The organism is Phytohabitans rumicis (assembly GCF_011764445.1).
Taxonomy (GTDB): domain Bacteria; phylum Actinomycetota; class Actinomycetes; order Mycobacteriales; family Micromonosporaceae; genus Phytohabitans; species Phytohabitans rumicis.
On record NZ_BLPG01000001.1, the window covers coordinates 9339211 to 9363885 of the forward strand.

Consider the following 24675-nt stretch of genomic DNA (forward strand, 5'->3'; position numbering starts at 1 on the left):
GCCTCGATGGTGCAGGCATTCACCGCCGCGGAACCGCCGAAATGGTTCACGCGACTGGGCGCGCCCGGACCTCTGCCGGCGTACCAGGACGAGAGCTAGTCGGTAGCTGTTCACCCTGAGCCAGGGGCTTCACCCGGGCCACGGTCCCGACGTACAGGAGCAGGCCGGCGGTGGTGAGGATGAAGCCGGCCCAGACGGTGGACAGGGTGCCCCAGCCGGCGTCGAGGGTGATCGCGCCGCCGATCGCGCCGAGCGAGTTGGCCAGGTTGAGGGCGGCGAGGTTGAGCGCGCCCATCAGGGTAGGGGCGTCGGGGGCGAAGCCGGTCAGCCGGACCTGGATGGTGGGGATCGCGAACATCGTGGTCGCGCCGACGCCGAACAGACAGGGCAGCAGGACCGCCAAGTCATCGCCGGCCACGCCGATCACGACCAGGAGCGCCAGGGCGCCGCCGTAGCCCCAGATCAGGCCGCGGTGGTCGTACCGGTCGGCGACGCGTCCGCCGAGGTAGTTGCCGACTGCCATACCGAGACCGAAGACGGCGAGCGCGATCGGGATGAGCGAGGCGTCCCGCCTGGCCGCGTCGGTGACGAACGGGCCGATGAACGTGTAGACGGCGAAGATGCTCGAAATGCCCAGCGCCGCGACGGTGACCATCAGCCAGACACCCGACCGGCGCAGCGCGCCCAGCTCGCTCGCGATGGAGCCGCCGCGCAGTTCATCGGTTCGCGGCAGCCAGGTCACCAGGGCGGCGCCGGCGAGCAGACCGACGGCGACCACGGTCCAGTACATGACCCGCCAGCCGGCGTTCTGACCGATGAATGTGCCCAGCGGCGACCCGAAGATGGTGGCGACGGTGAGGCCGCCCATCACGGTGGCGAACGCCTTGCCGCCCTTGCCAGGCCCGTACACGTACGCGGCGACGACGGCCCCGGCGCCGAAGAATGCGCCCTGCACGCTGCCGGCGACGAACCGGAAGACGACCAGCAGCGCGATGTTCGGCGCCAGCGCGGAGAGCCCGTTGCCGACCAGGAACAGCGCGATCAGGCCGAGCAGCAGGGTGCGCCGGTTGACCCGGGCGGCGAGCAGGGTGATCGCCGGAGAGCCGACCATCACCCCGAAGGCGTACGAAGTGATCGCGTACGTCGCGACCGGGATCGACAGATCCAGATCGGACGCGAACAGCTGGATGATGCCGTTGCTGCCGAACTCGCCGGTGCCGATCGCGAAGGTCCCCAGCGCGAGCGCGAACAATGTCAGTTTCGGGTTGCGGATGAGCGAGGTGTGCCGCTTCTCCTCGGCGGTGCACAGGCCCTCGTACGCACGCTGATGCAATGTGTGCCCTTCAATCTCGTTCACAAGCCGTGGTAGCCGGTCAGCGTAAGGACGGGTACTTGACGAGTACTGAACGAGGCTGGAAGCGCATCGCAGCCGGATTCCATCATCGTCAAGTGGGTCCACCTAGCATGCGGGCATGACGTTGATAGCACCGCCATGAGAAAGCCCAGACGCATCGGGGCCCTGTCGCTCGCGGCCGTGATGGGCCTTGCTGCCTGTGGCGGTGGTGGCTCCCCGACGGCCGCCGCCGGTGACACACCGGTCCCCGGCGGCACCTTGAAGATCGCTTTCTGGGACGACGCGCAGGGCTGCATCGACCCCAACCAGGTGTATTGGATCGAGAGCCGCTCACTGGACCGCCAGATCGCGGACTCGCTCACCGACCAGGACCCGGAGACCGGCAAGATCGTGCCCTGGCTGGCGACCGACTGGGCGGTATCCGATGACGCCAAGACGTACACGTTCAACCTGCGCAAGGGGGTGACGTTCAGCGACGGCACGCCGCTGGACGCGGCCGCGGTGAAGACATCCCTGGACGGCACGTTCGCGCTCGGGCCGAGGTCGGTGCTGGGCCTGACCTACCTCGCCGGATACGCATCGTCCACGGTGGTCGATGCCGACACCGTCACGGTGGACTTCGACACGCCCAACGCGGCCTTCCTGCAGGCCACGTCGACCACCACGCTGGCGATCCTGTCGCCCAAGACCTACCAGGAGACTCCCGAGCAGCGGTGCGCCGGCAAGGTCGTCGGGTCCGGGGCGTTCACCTTGGACAGCTACACCGCGGCGAAGCAGGCGCGCCTGACCAAGCGCAAGGACTACGCCTGGCCGTCCTCGCTGGTCAAGAACCAGGGCGCGGCGTACCTGGACGCCATCGAGGTCAGCTACATCAAGGAGGACAGTGTCCGGGTCGGCAGCCTCACCAGCGGCGCCATCGACATCGCCTGGCCGCGCGAGCCCATCTCCGAGGCCGACCAGCAACTCATCCAGGCCGCCGGCGGGAGCATCGAGTCGCGCCCGCTGCCCGGCATCAGCTACCAACTGGTGCCCAACGTCGCCAAGGGCGGGCCACTGGCCGACCTGACGGTCCGCCAGGCACTGCAGAAGGCGATCGACCGCAAGACCTACGCCTCAACCATCTACTGGGCCGACTACCCGGTGGTGGCCAGCGTCTTCGACTCCACGACACCGCACTTCGCCGACCAGTCTGCCGCACTGGCGTATGACCCGGACGGCGCCGCCCGCCTGCTCGACGAGGCCGGCTGGAAGCTCGGCAGCGACGGATACCGGTACAAGGACGGCAAGAAGCTGACCCTTGTCGACCCGGTCACCGTCGCGTCACCCGGCGACCAACTCGTGCAGGACCAGCTCAAGAAGGTGGGCATCGACTTGAGCCTGAAGGTGGTGACCGCTGCGCAGCGGGTCGAGATTTTCGCGTCCGGCGGGTTTGACCTGGCTCTGACGGTCTTGACCAGGGCGGACCCGAGCGTGCTGGGTTCGGCGCTGGACCAGGCGGTGAGCAAGCAGGGCACGGCCATCTACAGCCAGGATGGAGCCACCGCCACCAAGGTCAGCGAGCTGTTCGCGAAGGGCCTGCAGGCCGTCGACCCGACCAAGCGCGGGCTGGTCTACGCGGACCTGCAGAAGTACCTGGTCGAGCAGGGCGTGTCGTTCCCGGTGTTCGAACGGGTGCAGCTCGCCGGCCTGTCCAGCAAGGTCCGCGGCTTCGCCTTCACCAGCGAGGCGTTCCTGCGGGCCAACGACATCTGGCTGTCCAAGTAGGACGCAGGTGATGATGCTGCGCTACATCCTCGGCCGGCTCGCCCAGGCGGTGGGCGTGCTGTGGGCGGTGTTCACCGTGACGTTCGTGGTGCTGTACCTGCTGCCGAGCAACCCGGTCGCGCTGCTGCTGGCGGCCGGGGACGTGCAGGTCGAGGACCTCAGTCCGGAGCAGTTGGCCGCTCTGGAGGCCAAGTACGGCCTGGACGAGCCGGTGTACGTGCAGTATTTCGATCAGCTGTGGCAGCTGGTGCGCCTCGACTTCGGGAATTCGATCTCCAAGAACGTTCCGGTGTCCCAATTGCTGGTGCCGCGCCTCGGCTCCACTTTGGCCCTGGGCATGACGGCGATCCTGCTCACTGTCGTGGTTGGTGTTGCCGTCGCGTACCTGGCCGCGTACGTGCAGTGGCGCCCGGCTCGGGTTCTGCTGCGCCGGTTGCCCGCGGTAGGGGTGTCGTTCCCTCCGTTCTTCATCGGGTTGCTGCTGATCCAGGTGTTCGCGTTCTCGCTGGGCTGGCTGCCGGCCACAGGCTCGGACGGTTGGCAGACGCTGATCCTGCCGGCGATCACGATGGCCATCCCGACGTCCGCGATGCTCGCCCAGGTGCTGACCCGCAGCCTGGACGACTCGCTCGCGGAGCCGTACATCACCACCGCCCGTGCCAAGGGACTGTCCCGCCACGTCGTCCAGGCCCGGCACGCGCTGCGCAACGCCGCGCTGCCGGCGCTGACCCTGCTCGGGATGTTGCTCGGCGCGACCGTCGCCGAGGCGGTGGTCGTCGAGACCGTCTTCACCCGCGACGGCCTCGGGCGCCTCGCGCAGGAGGCCGTGCTCGCCCAGGACGTCCACGTCGTCCAGGCGGTCGTGCTGGTGGTCGCCGCCGCGTTCGTCGCGATAAACCTGGTCGTCGACCTCATCTACCCGCTGATTGATCCGCGCGTCACGCACGCGCACCGCACGCACTGAACAACCAGAGCCTGACCGCCGGAGGTTGCCGTGCCAGTCGACGTCGCCGTGGAGGCCGGGCAGTCGAGTACCGCCGCGCCGGCCGTCCACACCAGACGCCGGAGATGGCCGGCGGCGCTGCGCCGCCCGGGCTTGGTGATGGCCGTCGGGTTCGTCCTACTTGTTGTCGTCTCGGCGCTCTTTCCGAGCCTGTTCACGCACTACGACCCGTACGCCACCGCGCCGGCTCAGAAGCTCCAGGCGCCCAGCGGCGTCCATCTCTTCGGAACCGACGAGCTCGGCCGGGATCTGTTCACCCGGGTCCTGTACGGCTCGACCCTCACCATCAGGACCACCCTCAGCGCGGTCGGCCTCGCCCTGCTCGCCGGCCTGACGATCGGTGTGATCTCCGGGTTCGTCGGCGGGTGGGTGGACGCTGTGCTGATGCGGGCGGTGGACGTGGCCCTCGCCATTCCGCGGCTCCTGCTCGCGCTGACCATCGTGACCGCGCTCGGCTTCGCGATGCTGCCCACCGCCATCGCGGTGGCGGTCGGAATCTTCCCGGGCTTCTCCCGGATCACCCGCGCCGAGGTGCTCAAGGTCAAGACTCTGCCGTACGTGGAGGCGGCCCGCACCGGCGGCGCGTCCTGGCTTCGGGTGGTGGTGCGGCACATCCTGCCCAACTCGTGGGGACCGGTGCTGGTGCTCGCGGTGCTCGACTTCGGTGTCGCGATCTTGATGGTGTCGGCGCTCAGCTTCCTCGGCCTCGGCGCGCCGCCACCGGCCGCCGAGTGGGGCACCCTGATCGCGCAGGGCCGCAACTACCTGATCACCTCGCCCTGGCTGAGCCTGCTGCCGGGGCTGTTCCTCGGGCTCGTCGTCTTCAGCCTCAATCACATCTCCAAGAGCCTCGAGGAGATCCAGCGATGAGCGCGCTCGTGCGGGTGCGCGGCCTGTCGGTCGTGTACGGAGGGGAGCGCCGGCACACCGCTGTGGTCAGCGACCTCGATCTGACCGTCCACTCTGGAGAGACGGTAGCCGTCGTGGGTCAGTCCGGCTCCGGCAAGACCACGCTCGCATCCACCCTCCTCGGGCTGCTGCCCGCGTCCGCGAGGGTCACCGGTGGGACCATCGAGGTGGACGGGCGGGACCTGACCGGCGCCGGTGAACGGGCGTTCCGCGCCATCCGGGGCAGCGTCGTCGGCCTCGTGCCGCAGGACCCGATGGTCGGCCTGAACCCGACGCTGCGCATCGGCCCACAGGTCGCCGAGGTGGTGCGCCGGCGCCCCGACGTGACCAAGCGGTCGGTGGACGCCGAGGTCGTCGCGGCGCTGGAGGCCGCCGGCCTGGACGACGGCGTGCTGCGGGCCCGGCAGTACCCGCATCAGTTGTCCGGCGGCATGCGCCAGCGCGCGTTGATCGCGATCGCGCTGGCCGGCAATCCTAAGCTGATCATCGCGGACGAGCCGACCAGCGCGCTGGACGTCACCGTGCAGAACCGAATCCTCGACCACCTTGAGGGGCTGGTGGCCGCGCGCGGCCTATCGCTGCTCATCATCACGCACAACCTCGCCGTGGCGGCCGAACGCGCCCAGCGGGTCGTCGTCATGCATGACGGCCGAGTCGTCGAGGAGGGTGCACCGCAGCGCATCCTGGTGAGCCCGCGAGAGGCGTACACACAACGGCTGCTCGCCGCCACGCCCCGAGCCGTCCCCCGCTTCACCGAGGTGCCAACAGCACCGCCGCTGCTGCGCATCGAGGACATCAGTAAGGACTTCGCCCTCCCTCGGTCGCCCAAGGCCGCCCGCACCGTGCGAGCGGTCGACGGCGTCACGTTGACCGTCCCCAAGGGACAGACGCTCGCCCTGGTGGGCGAGTCCGGTTCGGGCAAGACGACCACGCTGCGGGTCGCGCTCGGGCTGGAACGCCCAACCAGCGGCCGGGTGCTCTTCGACGGCACCGACATCACCCGGCTGAGCTGGCGCCAGATGCGCCCGCTGCGCCGCCGGTTCCAGCTCGTCCACCAGAACCCGTTCGCCTCCCTCGACCCGAGGTTCAGCGTCGAGGAAGTGGTCACCGAGCCGCTGGTCAGCTTCCGGGTCGGCGACCGCGCGTCGCGGCGCGCCGCCGCCGACGAGCTGCTGGACCGGGTCGGCCTCCCCAGGTCGTTCCTGCGCCGCCGCCCCCACGAGCTGTCCGGTGGGCAATGCCAGCGGGTGGCGATCGCTCGGGCGCTGGCGCTGCGGCCGGAGCTGCTCCTGCTCGACGAGCCGGTGTCCGCGCTCGACGTCTCGGTCCAGGAACAGATCCTTACGCTCTTCGCCGAACTGCAACGGGAGCTGGGACTGAGCTACCTTTTCGTCTCGCACGACCTCGCCGTCGTCGCGCAAGTGGCGCACCATGTCGCGGTGCTCCATCGTGGACGCGTCGTCGAGCACGGCACGACCGCCGAGGTATTCGCCAACCCGGCCAGCGCGTACACCCGCCAGCTGCTGGACGCGATCCCCGGGCGTCGCGACCACCAAGAGGTGACGTCATGATTTCTGGTCGAGTTCCGCGAGGAATGTATCGGCGCGGCCGGCGAAAAGGTGGGCCTCGCGTTTGGTGGACAGGGCGCGGGCCCTTTGCGCGGCTGCGCGGACGACGGCGGTGGACTCGCCGCAGGCATGCAGTAGGCGGGCCCGGAGCAGCAGCAGAAGTCCTTCGGCGAAGCGTTGGCCATAGGCGTCGAGGGCCTCGTCGGCTCGATCGAGGGCGGTGCGGGCCTTGTCGGGCACCCCGGCTGCCAGCCACATCTCGGCGATCAGTCCGTACTGGTATGCGATGCCCCACCGCGGCGGGTCAAGTAGCGTCGCGACCAGCAGTTGTTCGGCCTCCGCCGCAGCGCCGGCGGGGTCCTCCCCGGTGAGGGCACGTGCCCAGCACCAGTACTGGCGTATGTAGTGGTCGCGCTGGGTGTTGAGGCGGTCAAGGTTTTCGGCGATCCACCGTTCGACCGCGCGCCTCGCCAAGGTCGCATCACCGGCCATCGAAGCAATCATGCCGGTGTAGTAGACCCAGACCGAGACCACGTGCGGGTCGCCCGGGTCGTCCCACGTGTCGATGAAAGTCCGCGCCGTGTCGGGATCACCGTGCAACGCGGTCATCACGGCGTGCCATCCAGCCCCGCCTCCTGGCGGAATGTCACGGCGAAACGGGGGCTCCGCGCTCCGCGTGACGACACCGTCGAAAATGGTGTAGTAGTTGTTCCCGCTGAAGGACCGGTACGCCTCGCCGATTTGGCCGATGTCCCACTGGTGCAGGCCCCACGCTTGCCGAGCCGACACGCGTACGACCGGATCGGTGGACGCCTGACCCAGCTCGTACAGTTGGCGAGCCCATCTGCCCCGTTCACTCTCCATGGAGGCATAGGCCGCGTTCAGGCGAACGTAGAGGAAGTCGGCGGCATCCGCCTCCCGGCCTAGCTTGCCCGCCAGGTATGCGGCGCGCTCCACCAACTCGACGGTGGGGCTGGAATATCGTGCCTGCCGCCTGGCGACAACGGTGAGCACGGAAAGGGCGGACAGCTCCACTTCCAGGAGTCCCGCCGCCTGCGCGATCTGCGCCGCGGACTGCAAGTGCCGATCGGCGGCGTCGAAAGCGAACCTGCTCGCCGCTCGGTGGCCGGCGCGCACCAACGCCTCCGCGGCACGCACCGGGTCGGCGAGGGGGCCGGCGGCCCACAGGTGGTAGGCGAGGCGTTCGATGGTGGACTCGTCGTCCGCGTGGGTTAGTTCGAGGGCGTCTGCGACGCGCAGGTGCAGCCGCGTGACCCGCTGTTGCGTCGTGGTCTCGGAGACCGACTCGCGGACCAGGTCGTGCGCGAAGCGCAACGAGGATGGGTCCTCCGGCGTGGCTTCGAGCAAGCCGAGCGTTTGCACCGGTTCGAGGCGTTCGAGGCAGTCCGCGACATCGACAGCGGCGGCGCGGGAGAGCAGCCTGAGGTCGACGTCGCGGCCGATGAGCGCGGCGACATGCAGCAGGTCGCGCGCGCCGTCGTCGAGGCCGGCCATCCGATCGCGGACGACGTCCCGCACGGTGGACGGGACCCCGGCCCGTGCTGTTGCGGCACCGTCGTTGAGCGCGTCGCTGTCGCTGAGCAGCCGGGACAGTTCCCGAACGAAGAACGGATTGCCGGCGGTACGGGCGTGGATGGTGCGGGCGACGCCGACGCCTGGATCGTGGCCGGTTTCGCGGCGGATGAGTTCGGCCACGCCGGACGGGTCGAGTGGGCCGAGCCGGAACCTGCGGTGCCCGGGCAGACGGCTGGCGGCAGCCAGCACCCGGGACAGGCCCGAGCCGGGTGTGGGCGCGCGGTCGCGCAATGCGCCGATGATCGAGGTGCCGTTGGGCAGTCGGCCCGCCAGATGGCTCAAGAGCTGCAGGGAGGCGGCGTCGGCCCATTGGAGATCGTCAAGAACCAGAAGTGTCGGCCGTTGCGTCGAGCCCTGACCGATGACCGCAACGACGTGCTCGAACAGCCGGAACTGGGCGTTGCTGTCGGGAACAGCTCGTGCGGCGGCGTCATCGTCGCGCGGCTCGAGCAGGCCGCCGAGCTCGCTGGCAAGCCACTTCTCCCGCGACGGCGCGGGCAAGCTATCGATGACCGCGCCCAGCACCTGTTCCCACGGCCACAGCGACGGTATTCCGTCGCCCTCCAGACAGCGGCCCCAGACGACGAGCGCGCCGCGCCGGTCCGCGTCGGCGGCGGCAGCCTCGAGCAAGCGGGTCTTGCCCACACCGGGTTCGCCTTCGACGATGCCGACCGCTGTGCGGCCGGCGAGCGCCCCTTCCACAGTGCGGCGCAGCATGGCGAGTTCCTCGGTCCGACCGACCAGGTCGCCGACCGCGGGCGCCCGCACGCTCTCGCCCGTCCCTGCCGGCGGTGGCGACGTGGAGGGCTGCGTCAGCACCCTCCGGTGCGCGTCCTGCAGCGTCGGGCCGGGGGTGATGCCGAGTTCGTCGGCAAGGCGGTCGCGGACCGTGTGGAACACCGACAGCGCCTCCGCCTGGCGTCCGGCCGCGCCGAGGACGCCGATAAGACCGGCCTGCACGGGTTCGTGCAACAGTGCCACCGACGCCGCCAGCTGCAACGCCGGGAGCACCCGCTCTGGTTGGCGCAGCGACACCGCCAGTTCGGCCGCCGCTACGCAGGTGTCGCAGAACTCGTCGTCGAGTGCGGCGAAGACCGGCGCCGCGGTTGTTCCATTGGCGATTCCGTTGCCTGCCGGGCCACGCCAGAGGCCCAGCGCTTCGACGTAGTGGTCAAGCGCCGCATCGGGGCGCTGCTGAGCCAGGGCGCCCCTGGCCGTATCGACGAGTTCCCGGAAGGTGACCAGGTCCAGCGTGCCGGCAGCGGCGGTGAACAGGTAGGCGTTGCCGCGGCGATGCAGGTATGAGCCGATGCCACGGAGGGGGATCGTGGGCTCCAGTAGCCGCCGCAGCGCGCCGACGTATTTCTGGACGACATTGAGGGCGCTGACGGGAACGTCCTCGCCCCAGATCAGGTCGATCAGCTCACTCGTGCTGGTCGGCCTGCCAACGCGGGCCAGGAGCAGAGCCAGTAGGTATGCCTGTTGCCGGGGGCCGGGATCCAGTTCGACACCGTCGCGCCAGAGCCGCAGCGGGCCGAGGATCCGTAGTTGTAGAGAATGTTCGCCAGCCGGCGGATCTTCGCCGCTGGGCAGGACGGAAGGGACTGGTACAGCCACGCAGCTACCCCGGATGACATGAAACGATCTGCCGCTTACGCCCGTTCTCGCAACCTATGTAGACGGACCGGATTCTACCGCACCCCTCTTGGCGCAGCAGTTGCCCAGCGACAAGGTTCGCCGCCTGCGGGCTAAGTCCGCTCGGCGTGCCCCTTGAGTGGTTGCCCGGCCCAGACGCGGCGTTTGAGGGCGCCGAAGTCTTGGAAGCCGTCGACCTCCACCAGCGGCGAGCCGTCGTCGTCGGTGTCGTCGTCGACGCACAGCAGCTCGCGGTCGAAGTATTCCAACAGTCGTACGTCGTCGAGCTCCAGACCGGCGGGAGCCTTGCCCGACATGCGCGGGCTGCCGACGACGACGTTCGCGTTGACCCGGCCTTCAACCGTGAACCAGTGCTCCTCGCCGTAGAACAGCTCCGCGTGTACGTCACCGCCGATCAAGGCCGAGCAGTCGTTGTAGTCGCCGATGAGCCGGCCGGTATGCAGGTCGCCGTGCACCTCCAGCCAGCCGCCGGTCACCACGTCCCGCGCCCGCATGTCGCCGGTCACAAGGAGGAACGACTCGGGGTCATCGCTGTCGCCGTAGTAGCCGCCGACCGTGAGGTCACCGCGCACGACAAGAAGGTAGGCCCGCTCGTCGCTCAGGTCCAGGTCGCCGGGCACGTGCAGGTCACCGTCCACAAGCAGCACGTCGGTGACGTAGTGCTCGAACTCGGCGAGAGCGGCGATCACCTGCTTCGCTTTGTATGCCTCGCGGAACATCCCTACGGCCGCGCGGACCTCCGCCTCGGTGACCTGTCCCTGTCGCAAGCTACGAGCACCGTCGATCATCCGCTCACCGTAGCGAACGCCGAGTTGGTACATTCGCGAGCGTGCCGGAGATAGCGCGAAGCGAATCGTAGTAGGGCTTCATCGCCGGGTAGTAGTCGTCGAAACTGGGCGTGGGCAAGCCGTCCCGCGCCGCCACCAGCATGTCCAGGTAGTACTCCCAGCCGGGACCCATCTCGCCGATCTCGTCGGTGGTGTCGAGGTGGTGCACGAGCCGGAGCTCGGTCTGACCGTCGGTGTGCGACAGCAGCAGCTCGATCCGCCAGTTGCCGGACTCGCCGGTCGTCGACAGGGCCAGTCGCCGGGGTGGGTCGCATGCGTCGATCCGCACGTCGAACCAGGGTGCCTGATCCTCGTACGCCATCTGCATTTTGATCATGTGACCGGGGCGGCATCGCCGTGCCACGGTCCGAACCACCGGGCGGTGCGGTCGGATTCGGTCACGCTGGCCCACACGTCCTCGATGGGTGCCCGGAACGTGCGGCTGACGATGAGGTCGTGGCCGTCGGCGGTCGGGAAGAGCCGGCCGGTGGGTGGATTGATCATGCCGTGTTCTCCTGTTGTTGATCCGTCGTGCCGCGCTGTCGGCGCTCGCGACGGGTGCGATAGACCTCGGTCTCCAGCGCGTCGAGGCGGCGCTCCCAGCTGGCGGCCCGGGTGAACTGGTCGAGCCACTCGATCAAGCCGGCGAACCGTGACGTGTCCAGCTCGTAGAAGCGTTGCCGGCCGACGAGGGTGTCGCGGACCAGGCCGCTTTCCCGGAGCACCCGCAGGTGCCGGCTGACGGCGGGCCGGCTGATCATGAAGCGGTCGGCGATCTCCCCCGCGGGGAGCCGCTGCTCGCGCAGCATCACCAGGATGTCGCGCCGCACCGGGTCAGCGATTGCCGCCGCCACCTCGTCCACCGGGAAAGCGTAACCATCGTGTTACGCGTCAGGCAAGCGTGTGTGCGAGGCTGCGGTGGTGGACCAGATGGACGGCGACGACGTGCGCGGCCTGCGCCGCGCGGACTTTCCGGTGCTTCGTGAACTGCCGACCCGCTGGTCGGACGACGACGTCTACGGTCATGTCAACAACGTGATCCACTACTCGATGTTCGACACGGCGGTCAACGGCTGGTTGATCGAGGCGTCCGGCACCGACATCCGGCGGCTGCCGGCGATCGGCCTCGTGGTGGAGACCCGCTGCCGCTACTTCGCCGAGCTCCGCTTCCCGGATGTGGTGACCGCGGGGATCCGGCTGGAACGGCTGGGTACGTCCAGCGTCGTGTACCAGCTGGCGCTGTTCGGCGGTGGCCGGGAGGAGCCGGCGGCGGTGGGTCGCTTCGTGCACGTGTACGTGGACGCCCGGTCCCGTCAGCCGGTCCCGGTGCCCGACCAGGTGCGCGGTGCACTGCGGCTGCTGGAACCCAGCGCGGACGAGGGGACGCCATGACCGCCGGCGGGGAGACCGTTTTCACGTACGCGGCGCCGCGGCTGAAGTTCGGTGCGGGCGCGGCCGACGAGATCGGCTTCGACCTCGGTCAGTACGGCGCTCAGCGCGTGCTCGTGATCACCGACGCGGGGGTGGCCGCGACCGGCTCCCCGCACCGGATCGTGGCGGCGATGCGCGGGTACGGCATCCAGGCCGAGATCTTCACCGAGGTGCACGTGGAGCCCACCGACGTGTCCCTGCGGTACGCCGTCGAGGCGGCCAGCCACGGCGGGCCGTGGGACGGGTTCGTGGCGGTGGGCGGCGGATCCAGCATCGATACGGCGAAGGCGGTGAACCTGCTCACCACCAATCCCGGTGACCTGATGGAGTACGTCAACCCGCCGGTGGGCGCCGGACTGGCCCCGCGGCAGCCACTCAAACCGCTCGTCGCGGTGCCCACCACCACCGGTACCGGCTCGGAGAGCACCACGATCTGCGTGCTGGACGTGCTCGACCTCAAGGTGAAGACCGGCATCAGTCACGCCTCCCTGCGCCCCACGCTCGCGGTCGTCGATCCACTGTTGACGGTCACGCAACCGCCCCAGGTGACGGCGGCCAGCGGGATGGACATCCTGTGCCACGCGCTGGAGAGCTACACGGCCAAGCCGTACACCGCCTTCGACCGCAAGGCGCCGCACGAGCGGGTGCCGTACTGCGGCGCGAACCCGGTGGCCGACATGTGGTCCGAGAAGGCGCTGGCGCTGCTGGCCCGCTCGCTGCGGGCGGCCGTGGCGGACGGTGCGGACCTCGACGCCCGGACCGATCTGGCGATGGCGGCGACGTTCGCGGGCATGGGCTTCGGGAACGCCGGGGTGCACCTCCCGCACGCCAACGCGTACCCGATCGCCGGTGGTGTGCGGGACTTCCGCCCGGACGGCTACCCCGACGGCGAGCCTCTGGTGCCGCATGGCATGGCGGTGTCGCTGACCGCCCCGGAGGCGTTCCGCTTCACCTTCGCGTCCAGCCCGGAGCGCCACCTGCGCGCCGCGCAACTGCTGGCGCCGCGGCGGACCGGCGACCCGGTCGAGCGGCTGCCCGCGGAACTGATCTCGCTCATGCGCGCGATCGGGATGCCGAACGGCATCGGCGCGGTCGGCTACCGCGAGCGGGACATCGACGCGCTGGTCGCGGGCACGATGAAGCAGCAGCGGCTGCTGGCCACCGCGCCGCGGCCGGTGACGGAGGACGACATCGCCGGCATCCTCACCCGTTCGCTGACGCTCTGGACCTGACCCTTGTGTTCGAGCGCGCTCGAAGTTGTAGCGTGCGGAACGATGAAGCTTGGATTGCACTACTGGAATTACTCCACGCCGGCCGACCCGGCGGCGATCGCGCCGACCCTGGCCGAGACCGCGCGGGTCGCGGAGCAGGCTGGGGTCTCGTCCTTCACCGTCATGGACCACTACTTCCAGATGGACGCTATGGCGGCGGCCGACGAGCCGATGCTCGAGGGCTACACGACGCTGGGCTACCTGGCGGGCCGGACCGAGCGGATGACGCTCGGGTTGCTGGTCACCGGGGTGATGTACCGGTACCCGGGACTCCTGGCCAAGATCGTCAGCACGCTGGACGTGTTGTCCGGCGGCCGGGCCCGGTTGGGCATCGGGGCGTCCTGGTACGAGCGCGAGCAGCGGGGTCTGGGCGTGCCGGTCGTACCGGTGGCCGAGCGCTTCGAGCGCCTGGAGGAGACGCTGCGGATCTGCCGGCAGATGTGGAGCGAGGACAACGGTCCGTTCGAGGGCAAGCACTACCAGTTGGCGGAGACGCTGTGCGTGCCGGCCCCGCTGAGCCGGCCGTACCCGCCGATCATGATCGGCGGCGGTGGCGAGCGGAAGACGCTCCTGCTCGCGGCCCGGTACGCCGACGCGTGCAACGTGTTCGGCACCGCGCCCGCGGACGTGGCGCACAAGTTGAACGTCCTGCGTGGACACTGCGAGGCGGAGGGCCGCAGCTACGACGCCATCGAGAAGACGGTGCTCGTGACCCGCCCGGCCCTGCTCGACGTCGACGCGTTCGTCGCGGACGTGGCCGAGTACGCCAAGCTCGGCGTGACCGAGGTGCAGACGATGCCGGAGGGGCACCCGGTCGAGTTCGTCCACCAGCTCGCCGAACGGGTCGTGCCCCGGCTCGCCGACATCTGACCGACATCTGACCATTCGTCGCGAGGTTCGTTTGCCACACGTGCCGGAGCGATACCCCCTATATTGGGACAGGTTCGGACAAGGTTGACGAACGGTCCTGGGGGTACGCATGCGTGTGCTGGCTGTCGTCCTCGCCGGTGCGATGGTCCTGGCTCCGGCGGGCGCGGTGGCCGGGCCGGCGTCCGGCCCGGCCGTGCCCTCACTGGTCTGGCGGGCGTGCGCGCCTGATCTGCCGGGCTTCGAGTGCGCGACCGCGCAGGTGCCGCTGGACTACGACCGGCCGCGGGGCGCGCAGATCACGCTGGCGTTGACCCGGCTGCCGGCCACCGACAAGGCCCGCCGCATCGGCTCGCTGTTCCTCAACCCCGGCGGGCCGGGCGGTTCCGGCGTGGACTTCGTGCAGATCGAGGGCAAGCGGCTCTACACCGCCGAGGTGCGGGCCAGGTTCGACCTGGTCGGCTTCGACCCGCGCGGCATCGCCCGCAGCACCCCGGTGCAGTGCTTCGACACCACCGACGAGGCGCTGGCCGCCCTGCCACCGTTCGCGTTCCCGTTCACCCGGGCGGAGGAGCGGGCGTGGATCGCCAGCAACCGGACGTACGCCGCCGCCTGCGCCCGCCGGGCCGGACCGATCATCGACCACATGTCGACCGCGAACGTGGCCCGCGACCTGGACCTTCTGCGCCGCGCGGTCGGTGATCGGAAGATGACCTTCGCCGGGTACTCGTACGGCTCCTACATCGGCTCCACGTACGCCAACATGTTCCCGGACCGGGTCCGCGCGGTCATCGTCGACGGGGTGATCGACCCGGTGTCCTTCGCGACCGGCCGCGGCGACCAGGCCAGGACGCTGCCCGTCGACGCCCGGCTGGTCAGCGAGCAGGGCGCCTACGCGACGCTGCTGGAGTTCCTGCGGCTGTGCGACCGGGGCGGCGACAACTGCGCGTTCTCGGCGGGCGACCCGAAGCGGCGGTACGACCGGCTGGCGAAGCGGCTGCAGGCCCAGGCCCTCACCCTGCCCGACGGCGCGGGCGGCACGATCACGTTCGGCTACCACGACCTGGTGGCCTCGACGCTCGGCGCGCTGTTCGACCCGTTCATCTGGCCGGTTTTCGCCGACCTCCTCCAGCAGATCGACACGCTGGCCCAGCCGGCAGCGGCGGCCGAGGCGCTGCGCGCCCTGCGGGCCCGGCTCGGCCAGCCGGGGCGGCGGGCGTACGAGCAGGTCCAGGAGGGCTTCGCCGGGGTCACGTGCGCGGACACGGACAACCCGGACCACGTCTCGGCCTGGGCGCGGGCCGCCCGGCGGGCGGACCAGAAGTACCCGTACTTCGGCCGGATCTGGAACTGGGGCTCCAGCATCTGCGCGTTCTGGCCGGGCCGGGACGGCGACCGGTACACCGGGCCGTTCAACCGGCGTACCGCCAACACGGTCCTGGTGATCGGCAACCGCTTCGACCCGGCCACCCGCTACCAGGACGCGGTGAGCACGGCCAGGATGCTGCCGCGGTCGTCCCTGATCACGGTCGAGGGTTGGGGGCACACCTCGCTGTTCCTGTCCTCCTGTGTGGACGGTCACGTCAGCCGGTACCTGCTCACCGGGCAGGCCCCCGGCCGGCGCGTGGTTTGCGGCGTGGATGCCATCCCCTTCGCGGGGACGACCTCACGGGACCTTGCTGGCGACGAGCTGAGCGACCGGGGCCTGCACCTTGTCCCGCCAGTGCTCCGACTTGGCCGCTAGGGCGGTGGGCACGCCGGCGAAGGTGCCGAACCCGGTGCCGGTCACCTCGAAGATCAGCGGCCCTTGCCGGCAGACGAGGTAGAAGGTCGCCTGTAGCCAGCTGTAACATGCCTGCGGTCCGAACCGGTCGCCGTGGTCCTCCACGCGCGGGCGGTCCGACCGCTCGCGGTCGCGGCTGAGCTGGTTGGTGTAGGCCCGGGTGACGATGTCGGGATCAGCCAGGGCCGCGATGGAGACCTCGACCCGGGAGCGGGCGTCCTCGATCGTGGCGCCCTTGAGCCAGAACGAGAACGTGCACGAGCCCTCGGCGGCGGTCGGGGCCTTGGTGGCGAGCTGGATGACCTTGACCTTGTGCGGCGCCCGTTCGATGTCGGTCGCCTGCGGCAGCAGCGCGGTGATCTCCCCGTCGGTGAGGAACTGGCAGGCGCTGGGCCAGCTTTCGGCCGGCACCACCGTGCCGGCGGGCGCGGTGATCGGGAGCTTGGTCCCGGCCGGTCGGGCGCTACCGAAGACGACGGGCTCGTCGACCGGCGTATCCGCACCACAACCGCCCGCGCCGCCCACCGCGACGGTCAGGGCGAGCAGGAGGGCGGCGGTTGCTTTCATGTCAGCTCCCCAGGCACTGGTCTTCGGAATGCGTCCAGAGTGCCGGGGGAGCATCGGCCGGGGAAGCGGGTCGGCCGGTAGCGGACACGCTCAGCGCAGCAGGTAACCGACGCCGCGCACCGTGTGCAGCACCGCGGGTGCCCCGAGCTTGCGGCGCAGCTGGGCGACGACGACCTCCAGCACGTTCGAGGCGGGCGGGACCAGCTCGTCCCAGGCGGCGGCGATCAGCTCGTCCCGCGGCACCGGTCGCCCGGCGTCGGTGAGCAGCCGCCGGAGCACCGCGAACTCCTTCGCGGTCATGGTGAGCGGCGCGCCGGCCCGCGTGGCCTCGTGCCTGCCGGTGTCGAGCTCGATGTCCGCGTGTCGCAGCACGGGGGCCTGGCCGGCCTCGCCGCGCCGGCACAGGCTGCGTACCCGGACCACCAGCTCGGCCACCGCGAACGGTTTGACGAGGTAGTCATCGCCCCAGGCGAGACCGGCGACGCGGTCGCTCACGGCGTCCCGTGCGGTGAGGAACAGCACGGGTATGGACCAGCCGGCCTGGCGGCGCACCGCCACGTACCGCAGGGCGTCGCCGCCGGGCAGGATCCGGTCGAATACCGCGCAGTCGTAGGAGTTGACGCTCAGCGCCTCGTCCGCCTGGGGAAGGTCGGCCGCGGTGTCCACTGCGAACCCCGCGCCCCGCAGCGATGCGTCGACCGCCAACCGCAGCGCCGCGTCGTCCTCGGTGACCAGTACCCGCACAATCGCAAACAGTAGCGCGCGGCCGTCAGCCCGCCCGTCGTGCGAGCCAGCCGCGGTCGGCCGCCTTCACCCCGGCCTGAAACCGGCTGCGGGCGCCGAGCCGGTTCATGATCGTGGACATCATGCGGCGGACCGTGCGGACGGAGATGCCCAGGCGGGCCGCCGCGGACTCGTCGGTCCAGCCGTCCGAGAGCAGCGCCAGCAGCTCCCGTTCGCGCTCGGACAGCTCGGCGCCCTGCGGGACGTCGGACGCGATGAGGGGCACCGCCGCTGGCCAGACCCGCTCGAACAGCTCGATGATCGTGCTCACCATGCTGGGCAGCCGGAAGATGGCGACGCCGCCCGGCCGGCCGTCGCCCTGCTCGTGGGGCAGGATGGCCAGCGCTTCGTCGACGACCATCGCGTCCATGGGCACGTCCGGCAGGGTGCGTACCTCGGCGCCGGCCAGCGCGAGGCTGCCCAGCCGTGCGGCCAGCACCGGGACGGCGCGGGCGCGGTCCGGAAAGAGCACCCGGTAGCGCACTCCGCGGCGCAGGTTCTCGTAGTCGACGCGGCGCAGCGTGCCGATCGGGTCGCCGGGACCCGCGTACAGCGAGCTGGTGATCAGCACGTCGCCGGTGGCCGCCGACAGCACGGCGTCGATCCCGGCGTGCGTCGACAGCACCGCCGGGCGGGCACCGCGGGCAGCCAACATCGCCTCACGCCACCCTGCGGTGGTCGCGTAGGTGAGTCCTCGACGGGCCAGTCCCCGGCGCGGCGCACTTGGCGAGATGCCGGACGAGGCAATGGCTGCGGTAGCGCTCGGGCGAGACGACCTCCAGCAGGCCGCGGTCGACCAGCGCCTCCATCGCAGCCCGCGCCGCGCCCGCGGTGACGCCCATGGCCGGTGCCGCGGCGGCGGCGGCGAAGTCCTCGGGCAGGTCGCCCAGTGCGCGCCACGCGGCCTGCTCGGCACCGGCCAACCGCCGGCAGACATCGGCGACCGAGCGGCGGACGGTGTCGGTCAGCGTCCGGCAGGGATCGTCGTCGAGCTCGTCGGCCAGCCGCCGGACCGTCCACTGTGGTCGCGACTGGAGCCGGGCGGCGGCGTCGCGCAGCGCGGCCGGAAGGCCACCGCAGCGGCGTACGACGGCCGCGACGGCCGCCGGCTCCGCCAACGCCCGCCGGCCGGCCGCCGACCGGAACAGGGCGGCGGCGTCGACCTGCGCCAACGGCCGCAGCGCGATCCGCGCCGCGCCGTCCAGGTGCCAGCCACGGCTCGCGGTGGTCACCAGGGTCAGGCACGCGGGGGCCGCGGGCAGCAAAGGCGCCAGCCGGCCGCCGTCGGGCACGCCGTCCAGCACCAGCAGCACCCGCCGGTCGGCCAGCTCGGAGCGCCACAGCGCGGACCGCTCGTCCACATCGGACGGAACGGCCGCCGCGGGTACGCCGATGCCGCGCAGCAACCGTTCCAGGGTGTACGCCGTGTCCGGCCGGCCCTGCTGGTCGGCGCCCGACAGGTCCAGGTAGAACTGGCCGTCCGGGTAGGCCGGCGCCAGCCGGTGGGCGGCGTGCACCGCGAAGGCGGTCTTGCCCGCTCCGGCCATGCCGTCGACCAGCACCACGGGCATCAGGCCCGTCGCGGCCCGCATGACGGTGGCCAGCTCGTGCGCCCGGCCGGTCAGCGGCACGTCCCGGGGCAGCTCGCGGCGGACCTTCCCGCTCGGCGTACCGCCGGCCACCAGCCGGTACGCCTCGGTGAGCGCGGCTCCCGGCTCGACGCCTAGCTCGGTGGACAGGACCTCCCGGGCCTGCCGGTAGGCGACGATCGCCTCGGCACGCCGGCCCGCCGCGTGCAGCGTGCGCACCAGCCGTACCCAGGCCCCTTCGCGCAGCGGTGCCTCGGCGGTGACGGCCCGCAGGGTCGCCACCGCGTCCACGCCGCGGCCCAGCGCGACCTGCAGCTCGGCGAGGTGTTCGCGCGCCTCGTCGCGCTGCTGCTCGAGCCGGCTCGACACGGTCCTGGCCGCGGCGGTGTCGAGGCCGGCGAAGGGGCGCCCGCGCCACAGCCGCAGCGCCTGCTCCAGCAGGGTCGCCGCCGCGTCCGGCTCGTTCGCCGCCGCGGCTCGCCGGGCATCGGCGGTGAGCTCGCCGAACCGGTGGGCGTCCAGCTCACCGGGCCTGACCCGGATCCGGTACGCACCGGCCCGGCGCTCGAACCGGGGCTGGCCGTCGTGGTCCGGCAGCAGACGGCGCAGCTGCCAGACGTACGTCTTCAGGTTGGCCCGGACCGAGACGGGCACGGCATGTTCCGGCCACATCGTCTCGGTCAGCTCGTCCGCCGCCACCCAGGCGTTAGGCTGCAGCAGCAAGGTTGCCAGCAGCGTGGCGGGCTTGCCCGCACCCAGCCGGCATGCCGCCGCGTCGCCGCCGTGGACCTCAAGGGGCCCCAGAACATGGAACAGCACCGTCGCCGCACCCTCCCGCTCGCGTTCGCCGGACCCGGAGCCCCGCGCCATCTCCACGATCGGCCCTCGGACCTGAGGTTCCGATGACATGCCCGCGGGACGGCACACCGTGCGGGTGATGGTGGTCGAGGACGACGACGATCTGCGGCTCGCGGTCACGACCGATCTGGCCGGCGCCGGCCTGCGGGTCGACCAGGCGGTCGACATCGCCACCGCCGACGCGGCACTGGCCGCCGGCGACTACGCCTGCGTCGTGTTCGACCGGATGCTGCCCGAGGGTGACTCCGTCCACTATGTACACCGGCGGCGCGAGCAGGGCTGGGCTGTTCCGGTGCTGTTCCTGACGGCCCGCGACAGCCTGGCCGACCGGGTGGCGGGCTTCGAGCACGGCGGCGACGACTACCTGGTCAAGCCATTCGCCATCGCGGAGCTGACGTCCCGGGTGCTGGCCTTGTGCCGGCGCGCCGGCGCCGGCCGACCCTCGGTGTTGCGCCACGCCGACCTCGTGGTGGACTGTGCCCGCCGCGAGGTGCGGCGGGCGGGTGTGCTGCTCACCCTGACTGCCAAGGAGTTCGCCGTGCTGGAGTACCTGATCGCGCGGCCGGAGCAGGCCGTGGGGCGGGACGAGCTGATCGAGCACTGCTGGGACAGCAGCACCGACCCGATGTCGAACGTGGTCGACGTGGTGGTGCGCAGGCTGCGCGGAAAGCTGCGCGAACCGGAGCTGATTCACACCTTGCGGGGCCGCGGCTACCGGCTGGCCGGGCCGCGTCCGGGCACGTGAGCGAGCGAACCATGAAGCACAGCAGCAGGTCGGCGGCGGACCGGTCGCGCCGGCTGCGCTGGTGGCCCACCGCGCTGTTCACCGCCATCAACACCATCGGGCTGTCCGTCCTCGGTTGGCTGCTGATCGACCAAGACGCGCAGCGGCGGGAGGAGCGGCTGGACGCGGAGCTGCTTCGGGTGACGTCGGTCGTGCTCCGGTTGGTCCAGTACGACGGCACGCTCAACACGACGTTCGTCAACCGGGACGAGATCAACACCCAGTGCCCGCAGTTCGCGATCCTCCCCGGGGAGGCCGCGCGGTTCTCCGGCCACGTCAGCCAGCGCACCTGCGTACCGGTGGATCCCGCGACGCTGGCCGGCCTCGCCGAGCTGGGGGTGCGCAGCGGCTACCGGCTGCACAGCTACGAGCGGGGCACCGGCGATGAGCTGGTACGGGTCGGCGTCGAGCCGTTTCGCAGCACCGACGGGCAGTTCATCGGGGCCATCGTCGCGGTGGCGGACGCGACGGGGCAGGAGGACGGGCACGACCGGATGATCCTGCTGGTCATCGGTGGCGTCGTGCTGCTGGCCGCCGCCGGCGGGTTGGCCGGCCACCTGCTGTCCGGCCGGGTGACGCGGCCGGTCGTGGCCGCCCTGGAGCAGCAGGAGGTGCTCCTGGCCGACACCGCGCACGACCTGCGTACGCCGGTGGCGGGGCTGCGGGCGCTGGCCGAGACGGCGCAGGCCAACCCGGACCAGCATGCCGACCTGATGGCTCGCGCGGTGGACCTTGCGGCGCGGATGGGCACGATCATCGACGGCCTGCTGATGCGCGCGCGGCTGGCCGCCGGGGTCGAGCAGTTGGCCATCCAGCCGGTGTGGCTGGACCAGCTGGTCACCACCGTCGTGGAGGAGACGCCCACCGGCGACGCGCAGGTCACGGTGACGGTGGCGGCGACCAAGGTGAACGCCGACCCCGGGCTGGTCCAGCGGGCCGTCGGCAACCTGCTGGACAACGCGCTGCGGCACGGGCGGCGACCGGACGCCCCCGCCGTCGTCCACATCACCGTCGCGGGCGGGCGCGTCATGGTGGCCGACCACGGACCGGGCATCGACGCCTCGGTGGCCAGGGAGAGCTTCGACCGGTTCAGCAGCAGCGGCGGGTCCAGCGGGCTCGGACTGTCCATCGTGCGCTGGGTGGCCCAGGCACACGGCGGCACGCTGCGGGTGTACAACGCGGAGGAGGGCGGCGCGATATTCGAGTTGGTGCTGCCGGCCGCCGAGTCCTGAGCCGTGTACCCACTATGGACCGGATCTATACGGCTGCTTCTATGCTCGGCGTGTGACCGGATTGGGTTTCCTCCGCCGCATCTGGGCGCGGCGTGCCCAGATGCCGTTGGCGTTGCTGGTCGGTGCGAGCCTCGTCGTCGTGACGGCCGCGGTTTCCGCGGCGGACGGGCCGGGGCCCGGGCTGCGGTTCGCGCCCGGCGGGCACTGGGTCGCCAGCCCGGCACTGGAACTCGTGTTCCACATCAACGGCTCGGCGGGGACGGTCGACGCCCAGGCCAAGGTGGACGGCATCGAGCCGGGCAGCCAGGTGGTCCAGAGCGACACCAGCGGCTACGTGGTCGGCCAGTCCCGGATCGTCGAGTTCGGCAAGTCGAGCCTGTCGGTCGAGGGGACGGTGACGCCGCCGACCGGGGAACGCCCGGTGGCCGTCGAGGTCGCTGGCGGGCCCTACCTGGTGTACCGGGAGGCCGGCAGCGTCGTACGGCTGGGCGACTCGCCCGCGACGATCCCCGCCGGCGGCGTGCTCGGTGAGCCCGTCACCACCCCGGACGGCACGCTGTGGCTGCACCGCGTCGACTCCGGCGTGATCTGCAAGCTGGCCCGCGGCGCCGACCGGATGTCCTGCCCGGCCACCGCGCCACGCGGCCACGCCGGCGCCCTCACCGTGGTGCGGGAGCGTCCCGTCTTCGTCGACACCACGGCCAACACGCTGAGTCCGGTGACCGACGGTGGACTCGGCAGGCCGACCCGGATCGGGGTGGACGCCCCACCCACCGCGCGCGTCGCGCCGGCCGACGTGGACGGCCGGGTCGCCATCCTCGACCCCACCGGCCAGCGGATGTACCTGGTGGACGCCACCGCGGTCGGCACGGACAAGGACAGCGCCGCGCCGGTCACCGTCGACCTGCCCGACGGCGCGTACGCGGCGCCGTCGGCCAGCCGGTCGTCGGTGGTGCTGCTGGACCGGCAAGGCAACACGGTGCGCACGTACAGCGGCTCGGGGCAGCCGTTGCGGGAGGTTCAGGTGCCCCCGGACGCCGGCGAGCCCAGGCTGAGCCGCGGCGAGGACGAGCGGGTCTACGTCGACGGCACCGAGGGCACGCACGTGCTGGTCGTGGACCACGGCGGCGGCGTCGGCCAGGTGCCGGTGGCCGGCGGTGGGCAGGCGGCGACCTCACCGACGCCGGCCGCCCCGTCCACCTCGCCGGCGGCCCCGCCGACCCAGGCCAGCGAAGGCCCGCAGCCGCCGCCGAGATCCGCCCGGCCACCGTCGCGGGAGACCGACGAGAGCACCGGACCGCCCGCGCTGCCGGCCAGCCCGCCCGGCATGCCACCCAACCTGCGCGCCACCGTCCAGGGCGGCAACGTGGTGGTCACCTGGGGTGCCGCCGCCGCCAACGGCGCCGCGGTGAGCGCCTACCGCGTCGCCTGGGCCCGCGCCGCCGGCAGCGGTGGCGGCTCGAGCACCCGGCCGGGCGGGGCCCGGTCGTACACCATCGCCGGACTGGCCCGGGGCGTCGCGTACCGGATCACGGTGGCGGCGCAGAACAGCGCCGGCCGTGGCGCACCCGCGACCGCGCAGGCGACGCTGCCGGTCACCCGGACCGTCACGGTGTCCCGGGGCAGTACCGAGTCCTACGGCCAGACCTGCCTGGCGCCGGACTGCGGGCTGATGCGCGTGGTGCTGCGGGGGTTCCGGGCCAACACCAGCTACCAGGTCACGCCGTACTCGGATCACGAGAGCTACACCAACCCCGGGGCCGCGCGGACCACCGACGGCAGCGGCAACCTGACGTTCGAGGCGTTCCACTACGGCATCGTCGGCACGCGCGTGTGGGTGGTCGTGGACGGACTCGAGTCCAACCACTACCTGTGGGTCTCCGGATGAGCGCGGCGGACGTCGCCGCGCGGATCGCGGACAACGTGCGGCAGGTGATCCGCGGCAAGCCGGACCTGGTACGGCTGGCGGTCGCCGCGCTGCTGGCCGAGGGCACATGCTGATCGAGGACGTGCCGGGCCTGGGCAAGACCACCCTGGCCCGCTGCCTGGCCCGCAGCATCGGCGGCGCGTGCAACCGCATCCAGTTCACCCCGGACCTGCTGCCCGGCGACATCACCGGCGTCACCGTCTACCACCAGAAGGACGAGCGGTTCACCTTCCATCCCGGTGCGGTGTTCGCGAACGTCGTGGTGGCCGACGAGATCAACCGCGGCACGCCGAAGACGCAGTCGGCGCTGCTGGAGGTGATGTCCGAGCGCCGGGTCACCGTGGACGCGCAGGCGCACGAGGTGCCGCGGCCGTTCCTGGTCATCGCCACCCAGAACCCGATCGAGCTGGAGGGCACCTACCGGCTGCCCGAGGCGCAGCTCGACCGGTTCCTGGTCCGGCTCTCGGTGGGCTATCCCGACGTCGACGCCGAGGTGAGCGTGATTATGGACGGCCAGGCGGGCAGGACCGCGGACGATCTGCCGGCGGTGGTGGACATGGCCGCGCTGCGGGAGGCCATCGCGCAGGTGCGGACCTCGCACGTCGACCGGGCCGTGTGCGAGTACGCCGTACGGCTCGCGGCGGCCACCCGCGAGCACGCCGCGGTGCGGTTCGGTGCGAGCGTGCGCGGCAGCATCGCGCTGGTGCGTACCGCGCAGGCGCTGGCGGCGATCGACCGGCGCGACTTCGTCACGCCCGACGACATCAAGGACGTGGCGATCCCGGTCCTGGCGCACCGGCTCGTCCTGACCCCGGAGGCGGAGCTGAGCCGGGACGGCACCGCCGAGATCGTCGCGGAGGTGCTCACCGCCACTGCCACGCCGGTGTCCAGCGCGGGTCGCTGACC

The 24675-nt window shown here is 71.4% G+C and carries 21 protein-coding genes and 1 pseudogene; 12 read left to right on the plus strand and 10 right to left on the minus strand.

Annotated elements, in window-relative coordinates; all coding sequences use genetic code 11:
• Positions 1-46: 46 nt before the first annotated feature.
• Positions 47-1333, minus strand: a complete 1287-nt coding sequence (locus tag Prum_RS42320) for an MFS transporter (protein ID WP_173082880.1) — start codon at positions 1331-1333, stop codon at positions 47-49.
• A 159-nt stretch (positions 1334-1492) separates the two neighbouring features.
• Between Prum_RS42320 and Prum_RS42325 the strand changes: the two genes are divergently transcribed.
• Genes Prum_RS42325 through Prum_RS42340 form a run of 4 tightly spaced genes read left to right on the plus strand, consistent with a single transcriptional unit; the run spans position 1493 to position 6601 of the window.
• The gene (locus tag Prum_RS42325; protein ID WP_173082882.1) at positions 1493-3118 is read left to right on the plus strand and encodes an ABC transporter substrate-binding protein; all 1626 of its coding nucleotides are present in this window, start codon (positions 1493-1495) and stop codon (positions 3116-3118) included.
• 10 nt (positions 3119-3128) lie between these two features.
• Entirely contained in the window at positions 3129-4082 is a 954-nt protein-coding gene (locus Prum_RS42330) for an ABC transporter permease (RefSeq protein ID WP_218577627.1), read from the plus strand.
• A gap of 30 nt (positions 4083-4112) precedes the next feature.
• Complete coding sequence (locus Prum_RS42335) at positions 4113-4991, plus strand: ABC transporter permease (RefSeq protein WP_218577628.1); 879 nt, start codon at positions 4113-4115, stop codon at positions 4989-4991.
• Positions 4988-6601 (plus strand): dipeptide ABC transporter ATP-binding protein, encoded by a 1614-nt coding sequence (locus Prum_RS42340; RefSeq protein ID WP_173082884.1) that lies wholly within the window; start codon positions 4988-4990, stop codon positions 6599-6601. The genes Prum_RS42335 and Prum_RS42340 overlap by 4 nt, the downstream gene beginning before the upstream one ends.
• Here Prum_RS42340 and Prum_RS42345 read toward each other — a convergent pair.
• From Prum_RS42345 to Prum_RS42360, 5 genes are all read right to left on the minus strand, one after another.
• On the minus strand, positions 6596-9811 hold the full coding sequence (locus Prum_RS42345) for a BTAD domain-containing putative transcriptional regulator (RefSeq protein WP_173082886.1): 3216 nt from the start codon (positions 9809-9811) through the stop codon (positions 6596-6598). The two genes, Prum_RS42340 and Prum_RS42345, sit on opposite strands and share 6 nt — an antisense overlap.
• A 131-nt stretch (positions 9812-9942) precedes the next feature.
• Positions 9943-10617: a hypothetical protein gene (locus Prum_RS42350; protein WP_173082888.1), complete on the minus strand. Its 675-nt coding sequence runs from the start codon at positions 10615-10617 to the stop codon at positions 9943-9945.
• A 25-nt stretch (positions 10618-10642) separates the two neighbouring features.
• Positions 10643-10999 (minus strand): SRPBCC domain-containing protein, encoded by a 357-nt coding sequence (locus Prum_RS42355; RefSeq protein ID WP_308785418.1) that lies wholly within the window; start codon positions 10997-10999, stop codon positions 10643-10645.
• Between the two features lie 11 nt (positions 11000-11010).
• On the minus strand, positions 11011-11181 hold the full coding sequence (locus Prum_RS54725) for an SRPBCC family protein (RefSeq protein WP_308785419.1): 171 nt from the start codon (positions 11179-11181) through the stop codon (positions 11011-11013).
• Entirely contained in the window at positions 11178-11540 is a 363-nt protein-coding gene (locus tag Prum_RS42360) for a metalloregulator ArsR/SmtB family transcription factor (protein WP_173082890.1), read from the minus strand. Before Prum_RS42360 ends, Prum_RS54725 begins: the two co-directional genes overlap by 4 nt.
• A 67-nt stretch (positions 11541-11607) precedes the next feature.
• On the opposite strand from Prum_RS42360, the gene Prum_RS42365 reads away from it, so the two are divergent.
• The 4 genes from Prum_RS42365 to Prum_RS42380 all read left to right on the plus strand — a co-directional run bounded on the left by Prum_RS42365 (position 11608) and on the right by Prum_RS42380 (position 15990).
• Positions 11608-12069: an acyl-CoA thioesterase gene (locus Prum_RS42365; RefSeq protein WP_173084775.1), complete on the plus strand. Its 462-nt coding sequence runs from the start codon at positions 11608-11610 to the stop codon at positions 12067-12069.
• Positions 12066-13340: a hydroxyacid-oxoacid transhydrogenase gene (locus Prum_RS42370; RefSeq protein ID WP_173082892.1), complete on the plus strand. Its 1275-nt coding sequence runs from the start codon at positions 12066-12068 to the stop codon at positions 13338-13340. Before Prum_RS42365 ends, Prum_RS42370 begins: the two co-directional genes overlap by 4 nt.
• Positions 13341-13382: 42 nt before the next feature.
• Positions 13383-14249, plus strand: coding sequence for an LLM class F420-dependent oxidoreductase (locus Prum_RS42375; RefSeq protein ID WP_173082894.1), 867 nt, complete (start codon positions 13383-13385; stop codon positions 14247-14249).
• Between the two features lie 109 nt (positions 14250-14358).
• The gene (locus Prum_RS42380) at positions 14359-15990 is read left to right on the plus strand and encodes an alpha/beta hydrolase (protein WP_173082896.1); all 1632 of its coding nucleotides are present in this window, start codon (positions 14359-14361) and stop codon (positions 15988-15990) included.
• Here Prum_RS42380 and Prum_RS42385 read toward each other — a convergent pair.
• The 4 genes from Prum_RS42385 to Prum_RS42400 all read right to left on the minus strand — a co-directional run bounded on the left by Prum_RS42385 (position 15913) and on the right by Prum_RS42400 (position 19838).
• Complete coding sequence (locus Prum_RS42385) at positions 15913-16596, minus strand: hypothetical protein (protein WP_173082898.1); 684 nt, start codon at positions 16594-16596, stop codon at positions 15913-15915. The genes Prum_RS42380 and Prum_RS42385 overlap by 78 nt on opposite strands.
• A gap of 90 nt (positions 16597-16686) precedes the next feature.
• Positions 16687-17340 carry a winged helix-turn-helix domain-containing protein gene (locus Prum_RS42390; protein ID WP_173082899.1) on the minus strand — a complete coding sequence of 218 codons (654 nt, stop codon included), beginning with the start codon at positions 17338-17340 and terminating at the stop codon, positions 16687-16689.
• A 25-nt stretch (positions 17341-17365) separates the two neighbouring features.
• Entirely contained in the window at positions 17366-18034 is a 669-nt protein-coding gene (locus tag Prum_RS42395) for a helix-turn-helix transcriptional regulator (RefSeq protein WP_173082901.1), read from the minus strand.
• Between the two features lie 4 nt (positions 18035-18038).
• Positions 18039-19838, minus strand: a complete 1800-nt coding sequence (locus Prum_RS42400; protein WP_246278709.1) for an AfsR/SARP family transcriptional regulator — start codon at positions 19836-19838, stop codon at positions 18039-18041.
• A 37-nt stretch (positions 19839-19875) separates the two neighbouring features.
• Here Prum_RS42400 and Prum_RS42405 point away from each other — a divergent pair, with 37 nt between their 5' ends.
• The 4 genes and pseudogenes from Prum_RS42405 (at position 19876) to Prum_RS42420 (ending at position 24673) form a co-directional block, all read left to right on the plus strand.
• Positions 19876-20571 carry a response regulator transcription factor gene (locus Prum_RS42405; protein WP_218577629.1) on the plus strand — a complete coding sequence of 232 codons (696 nt, stop codon included), beginning with the start codon at positions 19876-19878 and terminating at the stop codon, positions 20569-20571.
• An 11-nt stretch (positions 20572-20582) separates the two neighbouring features.
• Positions 20583-21842, plus strand: a complete 1260-nt coding sequence (locus Prum_RS42410) for a sensor histidine kinase (RefSeq protein ID WP_173082905.1) — start codon at positions 20583-20585, stop codon at positions 21840-21842.
• Between the two features lie 52 nt (positions 21843-21894).
• Positions 21895-23730 carry a fibronectin type III domain-containing protein gene (locus tag Prum_RS42415; protein ID WP_218577630.1) on the plus strand — a complete coding sequence of 612 codons (1836 nt, stop codon included), beginning with the start codon at positions 21895-21897 and terminating at the stop codon, positions 23728-23730.
• Positions 23727-24673: pseudogene (locus tag Prum_RS42420) on the plus strand (AAA family ATPase). Before Prum_RS42415 ends, Prum_RS42420 begins: the two are co-directional and overlap by 4 nt.
• Positions 24674-24675 lie beyond the last annotated feature (2 nt).